A 16,385-nucleotide genomic window follows, 5' to 3' on the forward strand; every position below is an offset into this window, starting at 1 on the left:
TTATTGTTAGATAATAACATTCTCGTACGGATTTAATCAAGCTCCGTTCGCCCTCCGAGCATCCGTACCACATACACTTGTTCACAGAATCCCCTTAAACTGTTGTAGATCCGATAAGCACGGCTCTCCTGGGAAACGAGTGAGAAGACAGTCGGTCCGCTTCCGCTCATGAGTACTGCATCAGCACCTGCTTCAATCATTTGCTGCTTGATTTGTTTCACTTCCGGGCAAAGCTTAAGCGTAACAGGTTCAAGTACATTACCAACCTTGTCACAGATGGATTGAAAATCGCCTTGCTCAATAGCTTCGACCATTCCAGCCGTATCAGGATGCTGAATATCATCGATTTTTAACTGCTGATAAATCGTTTGGGTGGATACACCGATTCCAGGGTTGGCAAGTACAACCCAGCATGCTGGAGGAGCGGGAAGTTCCTTGATCTTTTCTCCACGTCCAGTTGATAATGCTGTTGAACCGTATACACAGAAGGATACATCCGAACCAATTTTCGCACCGAGCTCAGCCAGCGTATCCAACGATAGCTGCAGATTCCATAGTGTATTCAGACCGCGCAATACTGCCGCTGCATCACTGCTTCCTCCAGCAAGGCCAGCTGCTACCGGTATCTGCTTGTCTATGTATATCTTGACACCTTTATTGATATTATATGTATCTTTGATCAATTGCGCCGCACGGTAGGCAAGATTACGCTCATCGTTCGGTACAAAGCGATTGTCCGATTCGATTTCGATCTTGTTCTCCTGTAACACGATTAACTCTATCCGGTCTGCCAGGTCGATCGTTGTCATAACCATCTCTACCTCATGATAGCCATCCGGGCGTTTATACAGTACGTCCAACGAAAGATTGATCTTAGCTGGCGCCTTTTCGAGCAAATACATGTCATGTCACCTACTTTAGTTGAATTTCTCCAAAATTGTATCATAAAAAGGAAGGACAGGCTATTCTGCCTAAAAAGAAGAAGCCTTCCTCTTCATAAAAAGGAGGAAGGCTTCTCTTTATTGCTTATCGCGCATCGACTGTTCGGCCATGGCAATGGCATACTTGACCATATTCCCGGCGTCGCGGGAACGTATGCCGCCCCAGCCTTCCTTTTGTACAGTGTCGTAAAATCCAAGCTCCTTTGCAATTTCCTCTTTTAGTGCATCAGACATGATTCCTCTTCTTCTGCCCAAAGAAAACAGCTCCCTTCAGAGATTATCACGACAACCTTATTTTCTGTCCTTGACCGTACACTATGCCTGTCAGATGTTTGCAAATAAGACAAAATAAAAAGCAGGGGACCAAGTCCCCTGCTTTCGTTCATGCGTTATTTCGCAATTTCGTTCAAATCATCCGTATCAAAATCTAGTTCGACTGTTTCGGTTAAGACATCTGCATAGCTATAGGAGACACGCTCAAACGCATTTTCATCTTGATCAAGTTCTACAATGAATACAGCTGGATACGTTTCTGCAAGTACTCCGCAACGTTCGATGGTTTTCTTTCTCCCACCATTAGCTTTCAATTTTAAACGTTTACCAATTTGTCCTTCCAGACCCTGCTTAATTTCCACTAATGTTTTAGCCACTGCACTCCACCTCACTGATCTAATCATAGCATATTTTAGGTATAGAGTCAAATAAAACTTTTTATTATAACAGCATACCAATTTTGATGTCAATGAAAAGATTAAATGTTTCTTATTTCACTTTATTCTTTCAAATCCATACAAAATTATGCATCAGTGGTAAATTTACGATTTCGCAGGCGTCTAGGAGTCCTCTTCCTTCTCCTCATCTGGATCCACAAAAGGCAATCCTGTCCGCAGCAAGCCGCGCGTTTCGATACCGCCAAGACCGCGTTCTCCTGTCAATGTATTCCGGAGAGCATCCCATACCCCCACTTTTTCCATAAACGGCGTGAATGCGACCTTGGCGACAATATAAACCGGATCCAAGGCATGTATGTTAATCCTGCTTGGTGAGCTTGCAAAATTCGCTCCTGCTCGTATCAGGGATTCAAAATGGGATTGGCATGCGCCAGCAAAGATGATTAATTGATCCAAATGCGGATATAGCCTGCGTGCCTCCCGCACTGTTTCGACAAAATACTGGGAGTTCCGGTAAGCTCGGATATCCTGCTTATCTCCTTTGTTCTTCTGAAAAGCATCATGTCCTGTAATGACAATAATATCTGGCTGGATCTTTTCCAGTAGGGAAGCAATTTGAAGAGGCATTTCTTTTTCATGCAGATGGACACCATGTACTTGGATACCGAAACGCTGATAAAAATCGATGCATTTTTTCAAATATGTCTTATCTCCATCTATGTGGAGTACCTTCGCAGGAATTTGGAAGTAATTTGGGCTATGATTATAACCTGAGGTTGATTCATAATCCCGCTTATCCTTCATAAGCAGGTAATCCTGGCGAAAGAGGCGGTAGGAGTAATCTTCTTTATCCTGCCACGTTTTCTTGCGTTTCGTTATTTCACGTGTTCCAGTCTTTACAAGATCATCCCGGGGAGCATCTGCAATGAGACGCATGTCTTCTCCATGCAGAATGACCTTATTGGCTGTAAAGCTGGATACACGGAACAATAAATCGTGTTTATATGATATTCTAGTGACGATATCACCAATCGCCAAATCCATTCCGTTCACCTCACCCACCAAAGCTTTCTCCTACAGCGTATGATGGATGGGCAAAAATGTTCAGCCTTTAGCTGTAAAGGTATTCGCCAGAGCAGCAAATTCCTCCATTGACAGCGACTCTCCTCTTCTTGTGCCATCGATTCCAGCTTCGATCATGATATCCTCCAGCTCCTCCTTCGAGAAACGCGACGCAAAATGTCTATTTAAGTTGTTGCGAAGCGTCTTCCTGCGTTGACCAAAGGAAGCTTGAATCAAGTCGAAGAAGAATTTTTCATCATCTACACGGACTGGCGGTTCCTTGCGCAGCTCAAGATGAAGAACAGCAGAATCCACATTCGGCTGCGGCATAAATGCCGTTTTTGGTACAGTCATTACGACTGCTGCCTGTGTATAATACTGGACTGCCAGTGATAGGGAACCGTAGCTTTTCGTGTTCGGAGAAGCAGCCATACGGTCTGCTACTTCTTTTTGAATCATGACTGTAATGCTTGAGATAGGAAGATCCCGCGTAAGCAGATTCATCAGTATCGGCGTTGTAATATAATAAGGCAGGTTTGCGACAATCTTCACTTCCTGATCTCCGAAATAGCCCTGCAGCTCCTGCTGCACGTCTGCTTTCAGGATATCCTCATTCACGACCTTCACATTATCATATGGAGACAATGTATCCTCCAGGATAGGCAATAGACGCTGATCTATTTCAAAAGCCAATACTTTATTTGCTGCGATAGCCAGCTGCTCCGTCAATGCACCCATTCCCGGTCCGATTTCAATCGCACCTATGTCTTCTGTCACCCCTGCGTGATGGATGATATTGCGCAGGATATTTGTATCAATCAGGAAATTTTGCCCGAGGCTTTTCTTGAAGGAAAAGTTATATTTCTTAAGCAGTTCCTTCGTCCTTGTCGGTGTGGCAATATGCCGTTCATTCGTCATTGTCTTCCTCCTGTATAATTTGCTGCATCGTTTCGACAAACAACTGCTCCGGTATCCGGAACATAGCCAGTCGTTTGATAAGCTGCTTGCCATTTGTATGGCCGATTGCCAGTCTTTCCCCTAGCTTTTCCCGCCGCTGCTTTGCCTTTGGCCCGCCAAGGAGACCGTATGCTATGACAGCTTCCCTGGAGATCTCCGGTTCATACTGCTCGCTCATCTCATACACTTGCTCCAGGGCTGTCCGAATCGATTCAGCTGAAGCATGCTCAATCCCTATTCCTTTGTTATTACGCGCACGCGCTTTGTCCTTTGACAGGAACGCATGCTTACAACCAGGCACCGCCTGAGAGACAATATGACGAATACGCTCACCGGGATAATCGGGATCAGTAAAAATGATTACACCGCGCTTCGCTTGCGCATGTCTAATTTGTTCAATGATACCTGCATGTATGGCAGATCCGTTCGTCTCAATCGTATCTGCCTGGATGGCCTGGTTTATCTTCGCAGTATCGTCTTTACCTTCTACGACAATCACTTCTTTAATTTGCACGTTATACCCTCTATGATTTAATTTGATATAGTCTTTCTGCATTCCGCATTGTCAGCTCTGCCAATTCCTCGTAGCCGATGCCGCGCAGCTCAGCGATTTGTTCAGCTACTAACTTCACGTAAGCTGGTTCATTGCGTTTGCCGCGGTTAGGGTGAGGTGCCAGATACGGACAATCTGTTTCAATAAGCAGCCGATCAGCTGGCACGATTTTCGCTACTTCCTTCGGCGCCTTAGCATTTTTAAAAGTGACAGGTCCGCCAAGGGAAATATAGAAATTCATGTCCAAAAACTCTTGTACAAGATCCGCTTCATCACTATAGCAATGCATGATGCCTCCGACTTCTGCTGCATTTTCTTCTTTTAAGATAGGAATGATATCCTGCGTCGCTTCCCGATTATGAATGATGATCGGCAGCTTGACGCGTTTAGCCAGCTGAATCTGCTTTCTCAGCACGTCCTTTTGAATATCCTTCGGTGACTTGTCCCAGTGGTAATCCAGACCCATTTCACCGATCGCCACAACCTTTGGATGTGCCGAAAGCTCCTCGATTCTATTCAGGTCGGCGTCTGTCATATCAATTGCATCGACAGGATGCCAGCCGATTGCTGCGTAAACGAATTCGTATTTCTCCGCAAGCTCGATTGCAGAGGTGATACCATCCGCATCACAGCCAATAACTACAAGACGGGAGACGCCCGCATCCTTTGCCCGCTGCAGCATTTCTTCGCGGTCTTCCGCAAACTGCTTATCATTAATATGAGCATGTGTATCAAATAACATAGCATGATGTCCTTTCTATCTGTTAAAAAAGGAAAAACGCTTGCGTGCAAGCGTCTCCCCCTCATTTATTATTTTACGACCGATCCATTCGGCAAATCCGACTCCACTGTTGCCAGCGCAAGCTTGCCGTCTGCACTTTCACCGGACAGGATCATCCCTTCGGACATCTCCCCGCGAAGTTTAACCGGCTTCAGATTCACCACACAAATCACTTTTTTGCCGACAAGCTCTTCTGGAGTATAATGCTCTGCTATACCAGAAATAACCTGACGCTTCTCTGTTCCCAAATCAAGCTGAATTTTCAATAGCTTATCTGCTTTCTTCACTTTATCAGCAGCAATAACTTCAGCCACGCGGAATTCAAGCTTCGCAAAGTCCTCATACTGCACTTCCGGAAGTTTGGCAGTTTCCTGCTCTTTTTTCGGCTGTTCTTTTTTCTCTGGTTCAGGAACTTTCATCATGTTCTTGATCGCTTCCACTTCTACCTTTGCATCCAGACGAGGGAAGATCGGGCCTTCTTTCTTCACTTGACGGCCTGCTTTCACTTCTGTTGCCAGAAGCGTATCCCAGTCTTGGCTTGCTTCCTCTACACCAAGCTGCGCAAAGATCTTAGCAGGTGTTTCGACAAGGAATGGACGAAGCAAAATAGCTACTTGGCGCAGCACTTCTGCAAGGTGAGCAAGAACGTTTCCAAGACGGTCCGCTTGGGCTTCGTCTTTTGCCAGCACCCAAGGCTTCGTTTCATCGATGTATTTATTTGCTCGGCTGACTAGCTGCCAGATTTTCGCAAGAACGACAGAGAACTCCATGTTCTCCATTCCGTCTTCTACTTCCTTGACAGTTTGTTTCGCCATTTCTTCCAATGCCTGCTCAAATTCCGTCTCTCCAGCAACATAAGCCGGCACAATTCCTTCTTTGTATTGACTGATCATGGCTACTGTACGGTTCAGCAAGTTACCAAGGTCATTTGCCAAATCAAAGTTCGTACGATCGACGAAGCCTTCCGGCGTGAACACACCGTCTGCGCCGAATGGTACTTCACGAAGCAAATAGTAGCGCAGCGGATCAAGACCATAGCGCTCCTTCAAATCAACCGGACTCACGACATTCCCTTTTGATTTACTCATCTTGCCGTCTTTCATCAAAATCCAGCCGTGTGCGAATACTTTCTTCGGCAGCGGAAGATCCAATGCCATCAGCATGATCGGCCAGTAAATGGTATGAAAACGGACAATCTCTTTACTCATCAAATGAACATCCGCTGGCCAGTATTTCTGATAAAGACTGTCATCATCGGAGCCATATCCGAGTGCCGTTATATAGTTGGATAGCGCATCTATCCATACATAAATAACATGCTTCGGATTCTCAAGCACTTTCGGTCCCCATTCAAATGATGTACGGGAAACTGCCAAGTCTTCCAGACCAGGCTTGATGAAGTTATTGATCATTTCATTCTTCCGGCTCACTGGCTGGATGAATTCAGGATTTTCTTCATAATACTTCAGCAGGCGGTCTGCATATTTGCTAGTCCGCAAGAAATAAGACTCCTCTTTTACCCGATCGACCGGACCGCCGCAGTCCGGACATCTGCCATCGTCCAGCTGTGTTTCCGTGAAGAAGGATTCACAGGAAGTACAATACCAGCCTTCATATTGGTCCAGGTAAATATCATCCTGTTCCAATAGTCTGGAGAAGATTTTCTGCACGGTTTCCTTATGACGCGGTTCAGTAGTGCGGATGAAATCTGTATTGGTGATCTCAAGTGTCTTCCATAAAGCTTTGATATCTTTTACGATGTTGTCCACATATTGCTGCGGAGTTATACCTTGTTCTTCTGCTTTGCGCTGGATTTTCTGACCATGCTCATCCGTACCCGTCAAATACGCGACATCATATCCGCGCAGACGCTTATAGCGAGCCATCGCATCTCCAGCTACTGTCGTATAGGCATGTCCGATGTGCAGCTTGCCACTCGGATAGTAGATTGGCGTAGTAATATAAAACGTTTTATTCTCTTTCTGCATGTGCTTACCCTCCATTAAGAAAAAAGCCCACCAGCGTGAGCTACTCGTATCGCTATTACACTTATCTCTATTGTAGCGACTTTCCTCCATAAATTCCAATCCAGCAGAAATTTTTTTCTTGACGGATGCGACATAAAAATAAGCACATATACGTATTTCTATGGTAATAATCCGACACATAAAGCAAATGTGTCGAATTATGTCGAGCATTCGACATAACTCTCCTATCATCTTTCTATTTATATATCCCTATTTAATTTACTCTTTTTACATATACAACCATTATAATAGTATCATATACCCACCATATTCCCTTTCTTATGTTTTTACTGTCAGCAACATGCTTAACTGCAAGATTTTTGAATTGACACTTATGTCAATCACTGGTACGATATTCAATAGTTAAATTGTCGAATAATGACGAATAAACATATATAAACACCCGAGAGGAGAAACATTATATGAAATCAACAGGTATTGTACGTAAAGTAGACGAATTGGGAAGAGTTGTTATTCCAATCGAATTGCGCCGCACACTAGGAATCAACGAGAAAGATGCTTTGGAAATCTACGTAGATGATGACCGCATCATCCTTAAAAAATACAAACCGAACATGACTTGCCATATTACTGGTGAGATCTCCGATGACAACTTGTCTTTGGCTAACGGTAAACTGGTTCTTAGCCGCGAAGGTGCAGAAGAGCTAATCAACGAAATCCAAACACGCCTGAACAAATAATAAAAAACCGCTCCGTTCTGGAGCGGTTTTTCTATTTATTCGACATGATAAGCCTGGTACACGTCTCGTTTAGGAAGCTGACGATCTACAGCCACTTGCTTGATTGCTTGTTTTGAGGGTAATCCCTCATTCTCTATATACCAGTCGACATGCTCCTGCACACTCATACTCTGCCAAAAAGCTTCGACTTCTTCCAGCTGCTCTGCTTCTGAAGCTCCTTCTACAACAAGGCAGAACTCGCCTCTCACTGTTTCAGAGGAAGCCCAATCCAGTGCTTCTTGTATGGTTCCTCTCAGAAATTCTTCATAACGCTTTGTCAGCTCTCGGCCAAGCGCTATCCTTCGGTTCCCAAAAACCTCCTGCAAGGCAGCGAGTGTTTCCTTTAATCGATGCGGACTTTCATAGAAAAGCAGAGTTGCCGCGACTTTCCGCAGTTTCTCTAACTCTCCTGTCAATTCCTTCTTTTTCCGCGGCAGGAAACCGTAAAATTGATAAGCATCTGTGGAAAGGCCTGATCCGACCAATGCAACGAGCGCCGCATTAGCTCCTGGCAGTACGACAACTGGATAATCAGCTGCAGCAGCTGCTTGAACCAACTCCTGGCCCGGATCGCTAATAGCCGGCATACCGGCATCGCTAACCAGACCAACATCTTTTCCCTCTTCCAGCAAATCGAGAAGCATCTGCTCGCGCGCTTTCCGGTTATGCTCGTGGTAGCTTATAAGCGGTGTTGGAATTTCAAAATGATTGAACAGTTTCTTCGTATTCCGTGTATCCTCTGCAGCGACAGTATGTACTTGTTTTAACGTCTCTAGTGCTCTTAACGTAATATCCTGCAGGTTTCCTATCGGCGTAGGAATGATGAACAGGGTACCTGCCTGGCGTTCTTCAAAGCTTTTCTGTGATTGCATATGGTTTTCCTCCTTCCTGGATAAGCGCCCATTTTCGATTTTTCGGGAGCTGCTTGATCCTGTATTCCTCTTTGAGAGCAGCTTGCCTGGAATCGAAACCTCGGATATAAACAAGGATGAATGGACCCCTGCCCTTTGTATATTTTGCACCTTTGCCGGAAGCATGCTGCTTTAAGCGTTTGGCGAGCGCGTTTGTATATCCAGTATACAGACTTCCATCCTTGCATTTCAGCATATAGACCATATGCTCATTTGCTGCCATACAGGATTTCCTCTAATTCTTCAGTATATCCTCCGCCTTGCTTATGAGAATACAGCGGCGGCAAAATCTTCAACCCAGGATTGCCATTACGGACGCCTTCAATCAGGAGGATATTTGCTTCTTTCCCGGGCTTCGGATAGACAAGTCTCATCCGTTTTGGTTCGATTTTCTGCTCACGCATACTGGTGACAATATCCAGCAGCCGATCCGGACGATGAACCAGGGTGACCTTGCCGCCTGGTTTCACCAGTTTCCTGCAAGCTAGGATAACATCGTCCAACGTGCACATGATTTCATGCCGGGCAATGGTTAAATGCTCATTCAGGTTTTGCTCGTTTTTGCTTGGTGTTTTGAAATAAGGAGGATTACACGTAATCGCATCAAAAGGACCGTTCCCTAATACAGCTGGCATCTCTTTCAGATCACCATGTATCATCTCCACTTGATCCTCCAGCCCATTCAGTACAACATTCCGCACTGCCATATCATATAGTCGCTCCTGAATCTCGACACCTGTTATTCGTGCTCTTGTCCTTTTGCTGAGCAATAATGGGATTACGGCATTACCGGAGCATAAGTCCAATATTCTCCCTTTCGAAATTGGAATCGATGCAAAGTCAGCCAGGAGCACTGCATCCAATGAAAAGGCAAATACAGTCGGGCTCTGGATGATGCGCATATTTTCATCAGCAAGCAAGTAATCCAGCCGCTCATCCCCTTTTAGTTCCACCATACAATTAATTCCCTTCTGTTTTTTTACAAAAAAGGGCCTTCCCTACTAATTTGTAAGAAAGGCCGCCACATCATTTATTCTTATTCAAGAATGTCAAACAGAACAAGCAATCTTCATTACGTCTCGGACTGCCGAAATGCACATTACAGATATGGAAACCTTCTTCATATAAACGCGCCAGGTTATCATATCCTTCACCAATCTGTGCATCCTTGGACGGTGTGGCAATGCTTCCGGCTTTCTGTTCCTGTTCAGCTTGACCATCAAGACGATTGCGCAGGTGATGGTTTTCGACCGTCAGACGGTTATTCTCTTCCAATAGCTCCGCTACATGACCCTTTACATCACCCAACTGCTTGTACAGCTGTCCGATTTGCTCTTCCATCTGTGTGACATGCTCCAGTATTTCCTTCTTATTCACCGTCTCTCCACCCCATTATTCCATGGCTTGCGTTGAGATAACTCCTTCTTCGATCAGTTCATCTAAGGTATACTCAATAACCCGTTCCTTCTCCGGCACTTCAATCTGAATCAACCGTTCCAAAATGTTCAAGCCGACTACCTTACCCGATCCGTAAGAAGTCCGAATCGCTTCACCCAAATCCGGAAGCTCACGTTTCGCCTCTTCATACTCATCATTTTCATACTTCAGACAGCACATCAGCCGTCCGCATAGACCAGAAATCTTCGCTGGATTCAACGATAGATTCTGATCCTTTGCCATCTTGATTGATACCGGCTCGAAATCCCCCAGGAAAGTGGAGCAGCAAAGCATTCTGCCGCAAGGACCAATACCGCCCAGCAGCTTCGCTTCATCCCGCACCCCAATCTGTCTGAGTTCGATTCTAGTCTTGAAGACTGCAGCCAGATCCTTCACCAGGTTCCGGAAATCAACCCGGCCGTCTGCTGTGAAGTAAAAGATGACTTTATTTCGGTCGAAGGTATATTCGACTTCGACCAGATTCATGTCGAGCTTGTGCTCTCGAATCTTCTTCTCACAAACCTTATGTGCCTGCGCAGCGTTCTCTGTATTTTCCGCTACGGTAAATTTATCTTTGTCTGTTGCGATACGAATGACTTTTTTCAGAGGAAGGACGACATCCTCTTCATCCACTTGCTTATCTGCAAGCACAACTCGTCCAAATTCTACGCCGCGAACAGTCTCTACAATAACATAATCGTCCAAAGCAACCGAAAGTTTGCCCGGATCGAAGTAATAGATTTTACCCGCCTTTTTAAAACGGACACCAATGACTTGCATCTACCCATTCACCTCTGCATCTGAAGTGTCAATTTTTCCATAACAAGTGCAGGATGGACATTCTGGTCTAATTGGCGTTTCGCTTCCATAACGGACTGCAAGCTATCAGTAGCTCGCTGCCTTGTCCAATGGCGAAGGCTGTTCTCAAGCCTGTCTTTCTCCTGTATATAGATAATGGAATCCGGCCTGTCAGCATAAAGATAGATTATGTCTTTAAACCACAATAATAGCAGATGTAACGCCAGCTGCTGCAGCTCGCGATCCTTCATCACAGGCATCCATTGACTATGGATAAACAAAAGCGCTTCGTTAGGCCTGGTTTCCAGCACTTCTACTAATTGTACCACTAGTTTTCGCGCTTTAGCAAACCACTCTTGACCGGAAATCTCCATTGCTTCCTCATAATTCTGCGTTAGCTGTGACAAAAGTCGGGCTGTTGACTGCGGCAGACCTTCCGAAACCAGCAATTCCTCGAACTGTCCTTCATGTAAAGGCTGCAGTGCGAGTATCTGACATCTGGATTGAATTGTCTGAAGCAATGCCTGACTATTTTCCGTCAATAGGATCGCTGTTGTATGGGCACCTGGTTCCTCAAGAAACTTGAGCAGTCGATTGGATGCATTGGCTGTCATTTTATCTGCGTCTTCCATTACATATACCTTACGATCGGATTCCATACCTGTATAAGAAAATTCCTTTTGCAGCTGCAGTATCTGATCGTTTTTTATGGAGGCACCATCCGGAACGATCCAATGGAGATCCGGATGGTTGCCAGAATCGATGCGGCGGCAATCCTTACATGCATTGCAAGGCTCTGCGTCCTTGCGGTTTTTACAAAAGATACTCTTGGCAAACAAGCGGCTTAATGCTGATTTCCCAGTTCCACGCGATCCTTGGAATATGTAGGCATGAGAAATACGGTCGCGTTTCAGGCTGTTGACGAGCATCTTACTGACAACAGGCTGTTTAGTAGACATGTCAGCCCAATTTAACATAACGTTCTTCCTTTATCAGTTACTTCACGTGTAAAGATTGAAAAGGAGCCCTTTGATCTCTCCGATCAAACCGAGTACACCGATTTGCTGTTTCTCCTGATCCATCAGGATTTCCGTCAGCTCCATCAGCTTCTCATCGATCAGCCGCACAGTCGTAAGCTTCCGGGACCCATGCTGGTTCCAGGAATGCTCATGATGCAGCTCCATCCCGTTGTCCTTTACATCTTCCATGAACTTCTTAATCTTACGTTTATACAAAGCAAGCTCACGGAACGAGCGCGTACGCGCAAGCCGTTCCCCTTGCTTGGTGATGTCCGTGATCAGCTGCTGCAGTTCCTGTCCCTGCAGTTTCCTGCTCTGGGACTGCACCAAATCCTGAAACCTCTTCGGCTCAGCTGGTGCCTGTGTTGTATTCTTACGTGCAGCATCCAGCTGCGCGCGTAACTCCGGACCGATTTTCAACGGTATTGTCTCCTTTTTTTAGAACTTTATAAAGGAATCGACAGGAAGTACGAAAACAGTAGCTCCGCCAACCTCTACTTTGACAGGGTTCGGAATATAAGAATCCGCGTTGCCCCCCATTGGAGATATTGGTGCTACCATCTGATTACGCTGACTGCAATTGTCCTTGATAATATCAAGCACATCATCGACTTGATCATCCTCACAACCAACCATCAGCGTCGTATTCCCTGCTTTCAGGAAACCGCCTGTAGTGGATAGTTTAGTTGTTTTGAAATTCTTATCTCCGAGTGCATCTGTCAGCCTGTTGCTGTCTTTATCCTGAATAATTGCTAATACTAGTTTCATCTTATTTCCTCCTCATGTCTTTTCCATCACTTTTCTTTATCTTGCAAAAAAGCCATGATCGCTTGCACAGCATTTTCAGCTACGTCAGCAAGCGGTTTGGAAGCATCAAGTGTCACATAACGGTCCTTGTATTGTTCCCGAAGAATCCGATATCCTTCATAGACACTTTCATGGAAGGATAGTGCTTCCAAGTCCAACCGATTCTGTTCTCTACCTTTATTCTCCGAAATTCGTGCTAATCCTGCTTCTGGGGAAATATCAAAGAATAATGTCAAATCCGGCATGGTAGTTTCAACAGCAAATCGATTGATTTCCATCACTTCTTCCATCCCAAGACCGCGTGTATAGCCCTGGTAAGCCAAACTGCTGTCCACAAAACGATCGCATAGTACAATCATTCCCTTTTTCAGCGCCGGCCACACCTTTTCCACCAGATGCTGTCTTCTGGCAGCTGCATAAAGCAGTGCCTCTGTACGGCCATCCATGCTCGTATTGGCCGGATCCAGAATCACTGCCCGTATCGCCTCCGCTATCTCGATACCGCCTGGTTCCCGTGTAGCAAGCACCTGATAGCCTTGTTCTTCTAAACGAGCTGTCAAAAACGGTACTGCAGAAGTCTTTCCTGCTCCTTCGCCGCCCTCCAGCGTGATAAACAATCCTGTCAAAATAATTCTCCTTCGTTTGTGCCTCTATACGTAAGCATCCCTTGTTCAATATGTTCATTTTGAAAAGAGATGCTGCTATTCTTCCATAATTGTATCATTTCCACATGCTGTTTTGTAACGATTTCTCCTTTTGCAAGTACCGGTATACCTGGAGGATAAGGAATAATCGATTCTGCTGCAATACAGCCGATAGCCTCATCCCATTTTGCAAGGACTGGCTGCTGCTCTTCCATCTCAGCATAGCTTACAGCAAGCTCCTGTACCGGCTCAGAGAAAAGGTGAGCTGCTTGGACAGGCGGGATGAATGCTGGTGCTTCCATATCACTAATAGCTGTTCTGACAAAATTCAAATCGTCATCTGATAGTGCTTCTAATCCATGGACAAGCAAAATATGCCGATCTGTGACCAATTCCGGATAAATACCGGATGACTCCAGCATATTGGCAAGCTGCCTTGGCTGATAACCCGCATGTACACGTAAAACTATTTTCAGCCAATCGCCATCCTGCTTTTCCACTTCCCATAAATCCGACGCAGACAGTAGTTTTCGAAAAGCGTCGACAGCAGTGCGGAGTTTTTCCATATCTCTTTCTGTACGCGTAGCCAAGTACTTCCTGGCTGTATCAAGTGAAGCCAGCAGCAAATAAGACGGACTGCTGGACTGCAGCATCCTCAAATAACGATCAATAGAAGAAATGGAGATATACTCGCTATTCAGATGAAGATAGGAACTCATCGTAAGTGCAGGTGCCATCTTATGAGCGGACTGGACGACAACATCCGCTCCTGCTTCTAATGCGCTTAAAGGAAGTGTCTTGGCGGTCTTTAAATGAACTCCATGCGCCTCATCGACTAAAACTGGTATCCTGCTTGCATGTGCCATCTCTACGGTATCTTTTAAATCAAATACCGTGCCGAAATAATCCGGATACGTCAATATGAGTGCTTTTGCCTCTGGATACCTTTGGATCGCTTTCTGTATCGTTTTCGGCGTGGGATGGGTATATCTCCCTTTCTCCTCATTATACGCAGGTGCCAAAAAGACTGGCTTTGCGCCAGCGAGCTCCAGTCCATTCAGTATTGATTTATGACAGTTGCGCTGCACGAGAACGATTTGATTTCTATTGATGCTCCCGAGTATCATCGCAATATTTCCTACCGTACTTCCAGCCACTAAAAATCGTGTATGCTGTGCCCCAAAAAAAGACGCAGCCAATTCCTGTGCCTCTGCTATAACCCCTTCAGGAGCATGCAGATCATCCAACCCTGTCAGCTCCGTCTGATCGAGCAATGCAGCAGTTTGAAAGAATGATCCCTCTTCAAAGAGCATTCCATGCTTATGTCCTGGCACATGGAACGAAATTGGATCCTGCCTAGCAAACTGTACTAACCTATCGTATAGCGGCGTATCTAACTGATTCATTTCATTCTTCCTTTGAGCTTTTTCATTTATTATACGCACACATACAAAAAGAAAAAAGCCTGGCTTAGGCTTTAATGAAATGTCATTTGATTTAAGTTCCGAAGTTTCTTCACAAAGTAATGGTATTGTACTTCCTTCGGTTCCGTCTCGATGATTTTCTGCTCACATTCCCTGCAGATAAATAAGCGATAAAGATGTATACCTTCTTGTTTCTCTTGGTCACAAATACCGCATAAACAGCTTTTGCTCATCATTCTCCACCTCCGTTAGGTTAGTTTCTCCTAAACTAACGAACTTCATACCTGCTAATCTTGTATTCTAAGTTTATGTTCAACTGAGACAGATGTTGTTTGTACGGTTTGTACGTATTGACGTTGTCATATGAGGTGCCGATGGCCTTTTATAAACTATAGGAGAAAGAGGAAACTTGCTTCTGAAAACTGCAACAGGAAACGCAATTGGACAAGCAGGTTGGGACTATCCGAAAAAGTCTTTTCAAAAAGGCTGATTTTTTTTACACTAAAATAGAACATATGTTCGTTTTTGGTTGAAAGGGGGAACATAATGATGTGCAGCAAGGAAAAACCCGAAAAAGGAAAATTTCATCCAAATCCAGCCTTGATACAAGGATTCCTGAAAGAGGAACAGCACCGCATTGTTTACGAACAAGCAGAACGTTATCCTTCCGAGGCAAACCTGCGAAAGCTTAATTCTGCTTTTCAGCAATTTTATACAGAAATACAATTAACGAACTACCTAACGATGACTCTTAGTTACTATGCGAGGAATTACAGCAAACAAACAACCGTACTACAAGGAAGGGAATTAGCTGTGCTTGACCAGCCTGCTGGCGAAGACCAAGAAACCAGTAAGAAGGAGATGCTCGTAGCCAAGGAAGACCAGACTGTGTACAGCTGGGAACAGGCCATCCATGATCCTGCTCTTTTAACTGCTATTCAGGATTTGCCTTCTAAACAGAAACAAAATCTAGAGCTCCATTTTATCCATCAGCTGACCCATACTGAAATTGCTGAGAAGCTGGACATTTCCCAACAAGCTGTTTCAAAGTCAGTTCAATCAGCACTTAGGAAACTCCGTTCAGTCTTACAGGAAGGAGACGCGCCATGACAACAGAAACGATTATTTCCATGATTGGTAACCTTGGCTTTCCTATAGTAGTCTCATTTTACTTGCTCATTCGACTCGAGCAGAACATTAAGCGCCTGGAACAAACACTGCAAGTTCTGATAGAACAGATTCAAAAAGGAGGTAGCTAAAGTTGACCACATTGCTTGAACTTACAATTAGAGCAAAGGCAGAAGATACAGCCGCACTGGAAGCTATACTAATTCGATTTCAGCCAAAGATCAGAAAATTGAGCAGCTCCGCATCATATGCATGGAAAGAAGACCTGGAACAGGAGCTGCATATCCAGCTAATTAAAGCAATTCAACGATTTGAAATTCAAGAGGTGGAGCCTCAATGGAAATTCTCTCATCAACTTCATTCCGCCATATAAAAAAAATCCCTGATCCAATAAGGATCAGGGATTTCATCTTGCCTGGCAGCGTCCTACTCTCGCAGGGCGAACCCAACTACCATCGGCGCTGAAGAGCTTAACTGCTGTGTTC

General features: G+C 44.9%; 23 protein-coding genes. 4 read left to right on the top strand and 19 right to left on the bottom strand.

Going from position 1 to position 16,385, the window contains the following annotated elements; translation table 11 throughout:
• Nucleotides 1-32: 32 nt before the first annotated feature.
• The 8 genes from ispE to metG all read right to left on the bottom strand — a co-directional run bounded on the left by ispE (nucleotide 33) and on the right by metG (nucleotide 6,953).
• On the bottom strand, nucleotides 33-902 hold the full coding sequence (gene ispE, locus ACH6C1_RS18980; protein WP_374079878.1) for a 4-(cytidine 5'-diphospho)-2-C-methyl-D-erythritol kinase: 870 nt from the start codon (nucleotides 900-902) through the stop codon (nucleotides 33-35).
• 117 nt (nucleotides 903-1,019) lie between these two features.
• Complete coding sequence (locus tag ACH6C1_RS18985; protein ID WP_038562461.1) at nucleotides 1,020-1,196, bottom strand: small, acid-soluble spore protein, alpha/beta type; 177 nt, start codon at nucleotides 1,194-1,196, stop codon at nucleotides 1,020-1,022.
• 134 nt (nucleotides 1,197-1,330) lie between these two features.
• Entirely contained in the window at nucleotides 1,331-1,591 is a 261-nt protein-coding gene (gene veg, locus ACH6C1_RS18990; protein ID WP_038562465.1) for a biofilm formation stimulator Veg, read from the bottom strand.
• A 183-nt stretch (nucleotides 1,592-1,774) separates the two neighbouring features.
• Nucleotides 1,775-2,656, bottom strand: coding sequence for a sporulation peptidase YabG (gene yabG / locus ACH6C1_RS18995; RefSeq protein ID WP_374079913.1), 882 nt, complete (start codon nucleotides 2,654-2,656; stop codon nucleotides 1,775-1,777).
• A gap of 60 nt (nucleotides 2,657-2,716) precedes the next feature.
• Nucleotides 2,717-3,592 (bottom strand): 16S rRNA (adenine(1518)-N(6)/adenine(1519)-N(6))-dimethyltransferase RsmA, encoded by an 876-nt coding sequence (rsmA, locus tag ACH6C1_RS19000; RefSeq protein WP_374079882.1) that lies wholly within the window; start codon nucleotides 3,590-3,592, stop codon nucleotides 2,717-2,719.
• Nucleotides 3,582-4,145: a ribonuclease M5 gene (gene rnmV / locus ACH6C1_RS19005; RefSeq protein WP_374079884.1), complete on the bottom strand. Its 564-nt coding sequence runs from the start codon at nucleotides 4,143-4,145 to the stop codon at nucleotides 3,582-3,584. The genes rsmA and rnmV overlap by 11 nt, the downstream gene beginning before the upstream one ends.
• A 10-nt stretch (nucleotides 4,146-4,155) precedes the next feature.
• A complete protein-coding gene (locus tag ACH6C1_RS19010; RefSeq protein WP_374079887.1) occupies nucleotides 4,156-4,926 on the bottom strand; it encodes a TatD family hydrolase in 771 nt (256 codons plus the stop codon).
• A 68-nt stretch (nucleotides 4,927-4,994) separates the two neighbouring features.
• Entirely contained in the window at nucleotides 4,995-6,953 is a 1,959-nt protein-coding gene (metG, locus tag ACH6C1_RS19015; protein ID WP_374079890.1) for a methionine--tRNA ligase, read from the bottom strand.
• 461 nt (nucleotides 6,954-7,414) lie between these two features.
• Here metG and ACH6C1_RS19020 point away from each other — a divergent pair, with 461 nt between their 5' ends.
• Entirely contained in the window at nucleotides 7,415-7,693 is a 279-nt protein-coding gene (locus ACH6C1_RS19020; protein ID WP_038562480.1) for a transition state genes transcriptional regulator AbrB, read from the top strand.
• Nucleotides 7,694-7,728: 35 nt separating this feature from the next.
• On the opposite strand, the gene rsmI is transcribed toward ACH6C1_RS19020, so the two are convergent.
• The 11 genes from rsmI to ACH6C1_RS19075 all read right to left on the bottom strand — a co-directional run bounded on the left by rsmI (nucleotide 7,729) and on the right by ACH6C1_RS19075 (nucleotide 15,008).
• Nucleotides 7,729-8,604: a 16S rRNA (cytidine(1402)-2'-O)-methyltransferase gene (gene rsmI / locus ACH6C1_RS19025; RefSeq protein WP_374079893.1), complete on the bottom strand. Its 876-nt coding sequence runs from the start codon at nucleotides 8,602-8,604 to the stop codon at nucleotides 7,729-7,731.
• Nucleotides 8,582-8,866 (bottom strand): GIY-YIG nuclease family protein, encoded by a 285-nt coding sequence (locus ACH6C1_RS19030; protein ID WP_095224688.1) that lies wholly within the window; start codon nucleotides 8,864-8,866, stop codon nucleotides 8,582-8,584. Before ACH6C1_RS19030 ends, rsmI begins: the two co-directional genes overlap by 23 nt.
• Nucleotides 8,853-9,596 (bottom strand): tRNA1(Val) (adenine(37)-N6)-methyltransferase, encoded by a 744-nt coding sequence (locus ACH6C1_RS19035; RefSeq protein WP_374079915.1) that lies wholly within the window; start codon nucleotides 9,594-9,596, stop codon nucleotides 8,853-8,855. Before ACH6C1_RS19035 ends, ACH6C1_RS19030 begins: the two co-directional genes overlap by 14 nt.
• A 73-nt stretch (nucleotides 9,597-9,669) precedes the next feature.
• Nucleotides 9,670-10,020: a DNA replication initiation control protein YabA gene (yabA, locus tag ACH6C1_RS19040; RefSeq protein ID WP_095224686.1), complete on the bottom strand. Its 351-nt coding sequence runs from the start codon at nucleotides 10,018-10,020 to the stop codon at nucleotides 9,670-9,672.
• A 15-nt stretch (nucleotides 10,021-10,035) separates the two neighbouring features.
• Entirely contained in the window at nucleotides 10,036-10,860 is an 825-nt protein-coding gene (locus ACH6C1_RS19045; RefSeq protein ID WP_095224685.1) for a PSP1 domain-containing protein, read from the bottom strand.
• An 8-nt stretch (nucleotides 10,861-10,868) separates the two neighbouring features.
• On the bottom strand, nucleotides 10,869-11,855 hold the full coding sequence (gene holB / locus ACH6C1_RS19050) for a DNA polymerase III subunit delta' (protein WP_095224684.1): 987 nt from the start codon (nucleotides 11,853-11,855) through the stop codon (nucleotides 10,869-10,871).
• 24 nt (nucleotides 11,856-11,879) lie between these two features.
• Nucleotides 11,880-12,317 (bottom strand): YaaR family protein, encoded by a 438-nt coding sequence (locus ACH6C1_RS19055; protein WP_095224683.1) that lies wholly within the window; start codon nucleotides 12,315-12,317, stop codon nucleotides 11,880-11,882.
• An 18-nt stretch (nucleotides 12,318-12,335) separates the two neighbouring features.
• A complete protein-coding gene (locus ACH6C1_RS19060) occupies nucleotides 12,336-12,665 on the bottom strand; it encodes a cyclic-di-AMP receptor (RefSeq protein ID WP_095224682.1) in 330 nt (109 codons plus the stop codon).
• A gap of 26 nt (nucleotides 12,666-12,691) precedes the next feature.
• Nucleotides 12,692-13,330 (bottom strand): dTMP kinase, encoded by a 639-nt coding sequence (gene tmk / locus ACH6C1_RS19065; RefSeq protein ID WP_374079898.1) that lies wholly within the window; start codon nucleotides 13,328-13,330, stop codon nucleotides 12,692-12,694.
• A complete protein-coding gene (locus ACH6C1_RS19070; RefSeq protein WP_374079900.1) occupies nucleotides 13,327-14,754 on the bottom strand; it encodes an aminotransferase class I/II-fold pyridoxal phosphate-dependent enzyme in 1,428 nt (475 codons plus the stop codon). The genes tmk and ACH6C1_RS19070 overlap by 4 nt, the downstream gene beginning before the upstream one ends.
• A gap of 71 nt (nucleotides 14,755-14,825) precedes the next feature.
• Nucleotides 14,826-15,008, bottom strand: a complete 183-nt coding sequence (locus tag ACH6C1_RS19075; protein WP_374079903.1) for a sigma factor G inhibitor Gin — start codon at nucleotides 15,006-15,008, stop codon at nucleotides 14,826-14,828.
• Between the two features lie 310 nt (nucleotides 15,009-15,318).
• Between ACH6C1_RS19075 and ACH6C1_RS19080 the strand changes: the two genes are divergently transcribed.
• Genes ACH6C1_RS19080 through ACH6C1_RS19090 form a run of 3 tightly spaced genes read left to right on the top strand, consistent with a single transcriptional unit; the run spans nucleotide 15,319 to nucleotide 16,273 of the window.
• A complete protein-coding gene (locus tag ACH6C1_RS19080) occupies nucleotides 15,319-15,882 on the top strand; it encodes a sigma-70 family RNA polymerase sigma factor (RefSeq protein WP_374079905.1) in 564 nt (187 codons plus the stop codon).
• Nucleotides 15,879-16,031: a YvrJ family protein gene (locus tag ACH6C1_RS19085; protein WP_095224678.1), complete on the top strand. Its 153-nt coding sequence runs from the start codon at nucleotides 15,879-15,881 to the stop codon at nucleotides 16,029-16,031. Before ACH6C1_RS19080 ends, ACH6C1_RS19085 begins: the two co-directional genes overlap by 4 nt.
• 2 nt (nucleotides 16,032-16,033) lie before the next feature.
• Nucleotides 16,034-16,273, top strand: coding sequence for a helix-turn-helix domain-containing protein (locus ACH6C1_RS19090; protein ID WP_374079909.1), 240 nt, complete (start codon nucleotides 16,034-16,036; stop codon nucleotides 16,271-16,273).
• Nucleotides 16,274-16,385 lie beyond the last annotated feature (112 nt).

This window comes from Terribacillus sp. JSM ZJ617, from assembly GCF_044383785.1.
Lineage (GTDB): Bacteria > Bacillota > Bacilli > Bacillales > Amphibacillaceae > Terribacillus.

Bases quoted from the DNA above. Each gene is read 5' to 3' on its own strand.
- ispE (WP_374079878.1), bottom strand. From the start codon at position 902: ATGTATTTGCTCGAAAAGGCGCCAGCTAAGATCAATCTTTCGTTGGAC.
- yabG (WP_374079913.1), bottom strand. From the start codon at position 2,656: ATGGATTTGGCGATTGGTGATATCGTCACTAGAATATCATATAAACAC.
- rsmA (WP_374079882.1), bottom strand. From the start codon at position 3,592: ATGACGAATGAACGGCATATTGCCACACCGACAAGGACGAAGGAACTG.
- ACH6C1_RS19010 (WP_374079887.1), bottom strand. From the start codon at position 4,926: ATGTTATTTGATACACATGCTCATATTAATGATAAGCAGTTTGCGGAA.
- metG (WP_374079890.1), bottom strand. From the start codon at position 6,953: ATGCAGAAAGAGAATAAAACGTTTTATATTACTACGCCAATCTACTAT.
- ACH6C1_RS19020 (WP_038562480.1), top strand. From the start codon at position 7,415: ATGAAATCAACAGGTATTGTACGTAAAGTAGACGAATTGGGAAGAGTT.
- rsmI (WP_374079893.1), bottom strand. From the start codon at position 8,604: ATGCAATCACAGAAAAGCTTTGAAGAACGCCAGGCAGGTACCCTGTTC.
- ACH6C1_RS19030 (WP_095224688.1), bottom strand. From the start codon at position 8,866: ATGGCAGCAAATGAGCATATGGTCTATATGCTGAAATGCAAGGATGGA.
- ACH6C1_RS19045 (WP_095224685.1), bottom strand. From the start codon at position 10,860: ATGCAAGTCATTGGTGTCCGTTTTAAAAAGGCGGGTAAAATCTATTAC.
- holB (WP_095224684.1), bottom strand. From the start codon at position 11,855: ATGTTAAATTGGGCTGACATGTCTACTAAACAGCCTGTTGTCAGTAAG.
- ACH6C1_RS19060 (WP_095224682.1), bottom strand. From the start codon at position 12,665: ATGAAACTAGTATTAGCAATTATTCAGGATAAAGACAGCAACAGGCTG.
- ACH6C1_RS19070 (WP_374079900.1), bottom strand. From the start codon at position 14,754: ATGAATCAGTTAGATACGCCGCTATACGATAGGTTAGTACAGTTTGCT.
- ACH6C1_RS19075 (WP_374079903.1), bottom strand. From the start codon at position 15,008: ATGATGAGCAAAAGCTGTTTATGCGGTATTTGTGACCAAGAGAAACAA.
- ACH6C1_RS19080 (WP_374079905.1), top strand. From the start codon at position 15,319: ATGATGTGCAGCAAGGAAAAACCCGAAAAAGGAAAATTTCATCCAAAT.
- ACH6C1_RS19085 (WP_095224678.1), top strand. From the start codon at position 15,879: ATGACAACAGAAACGATTATTTCCATGATTGGTAACCTTGGCTTTCCT.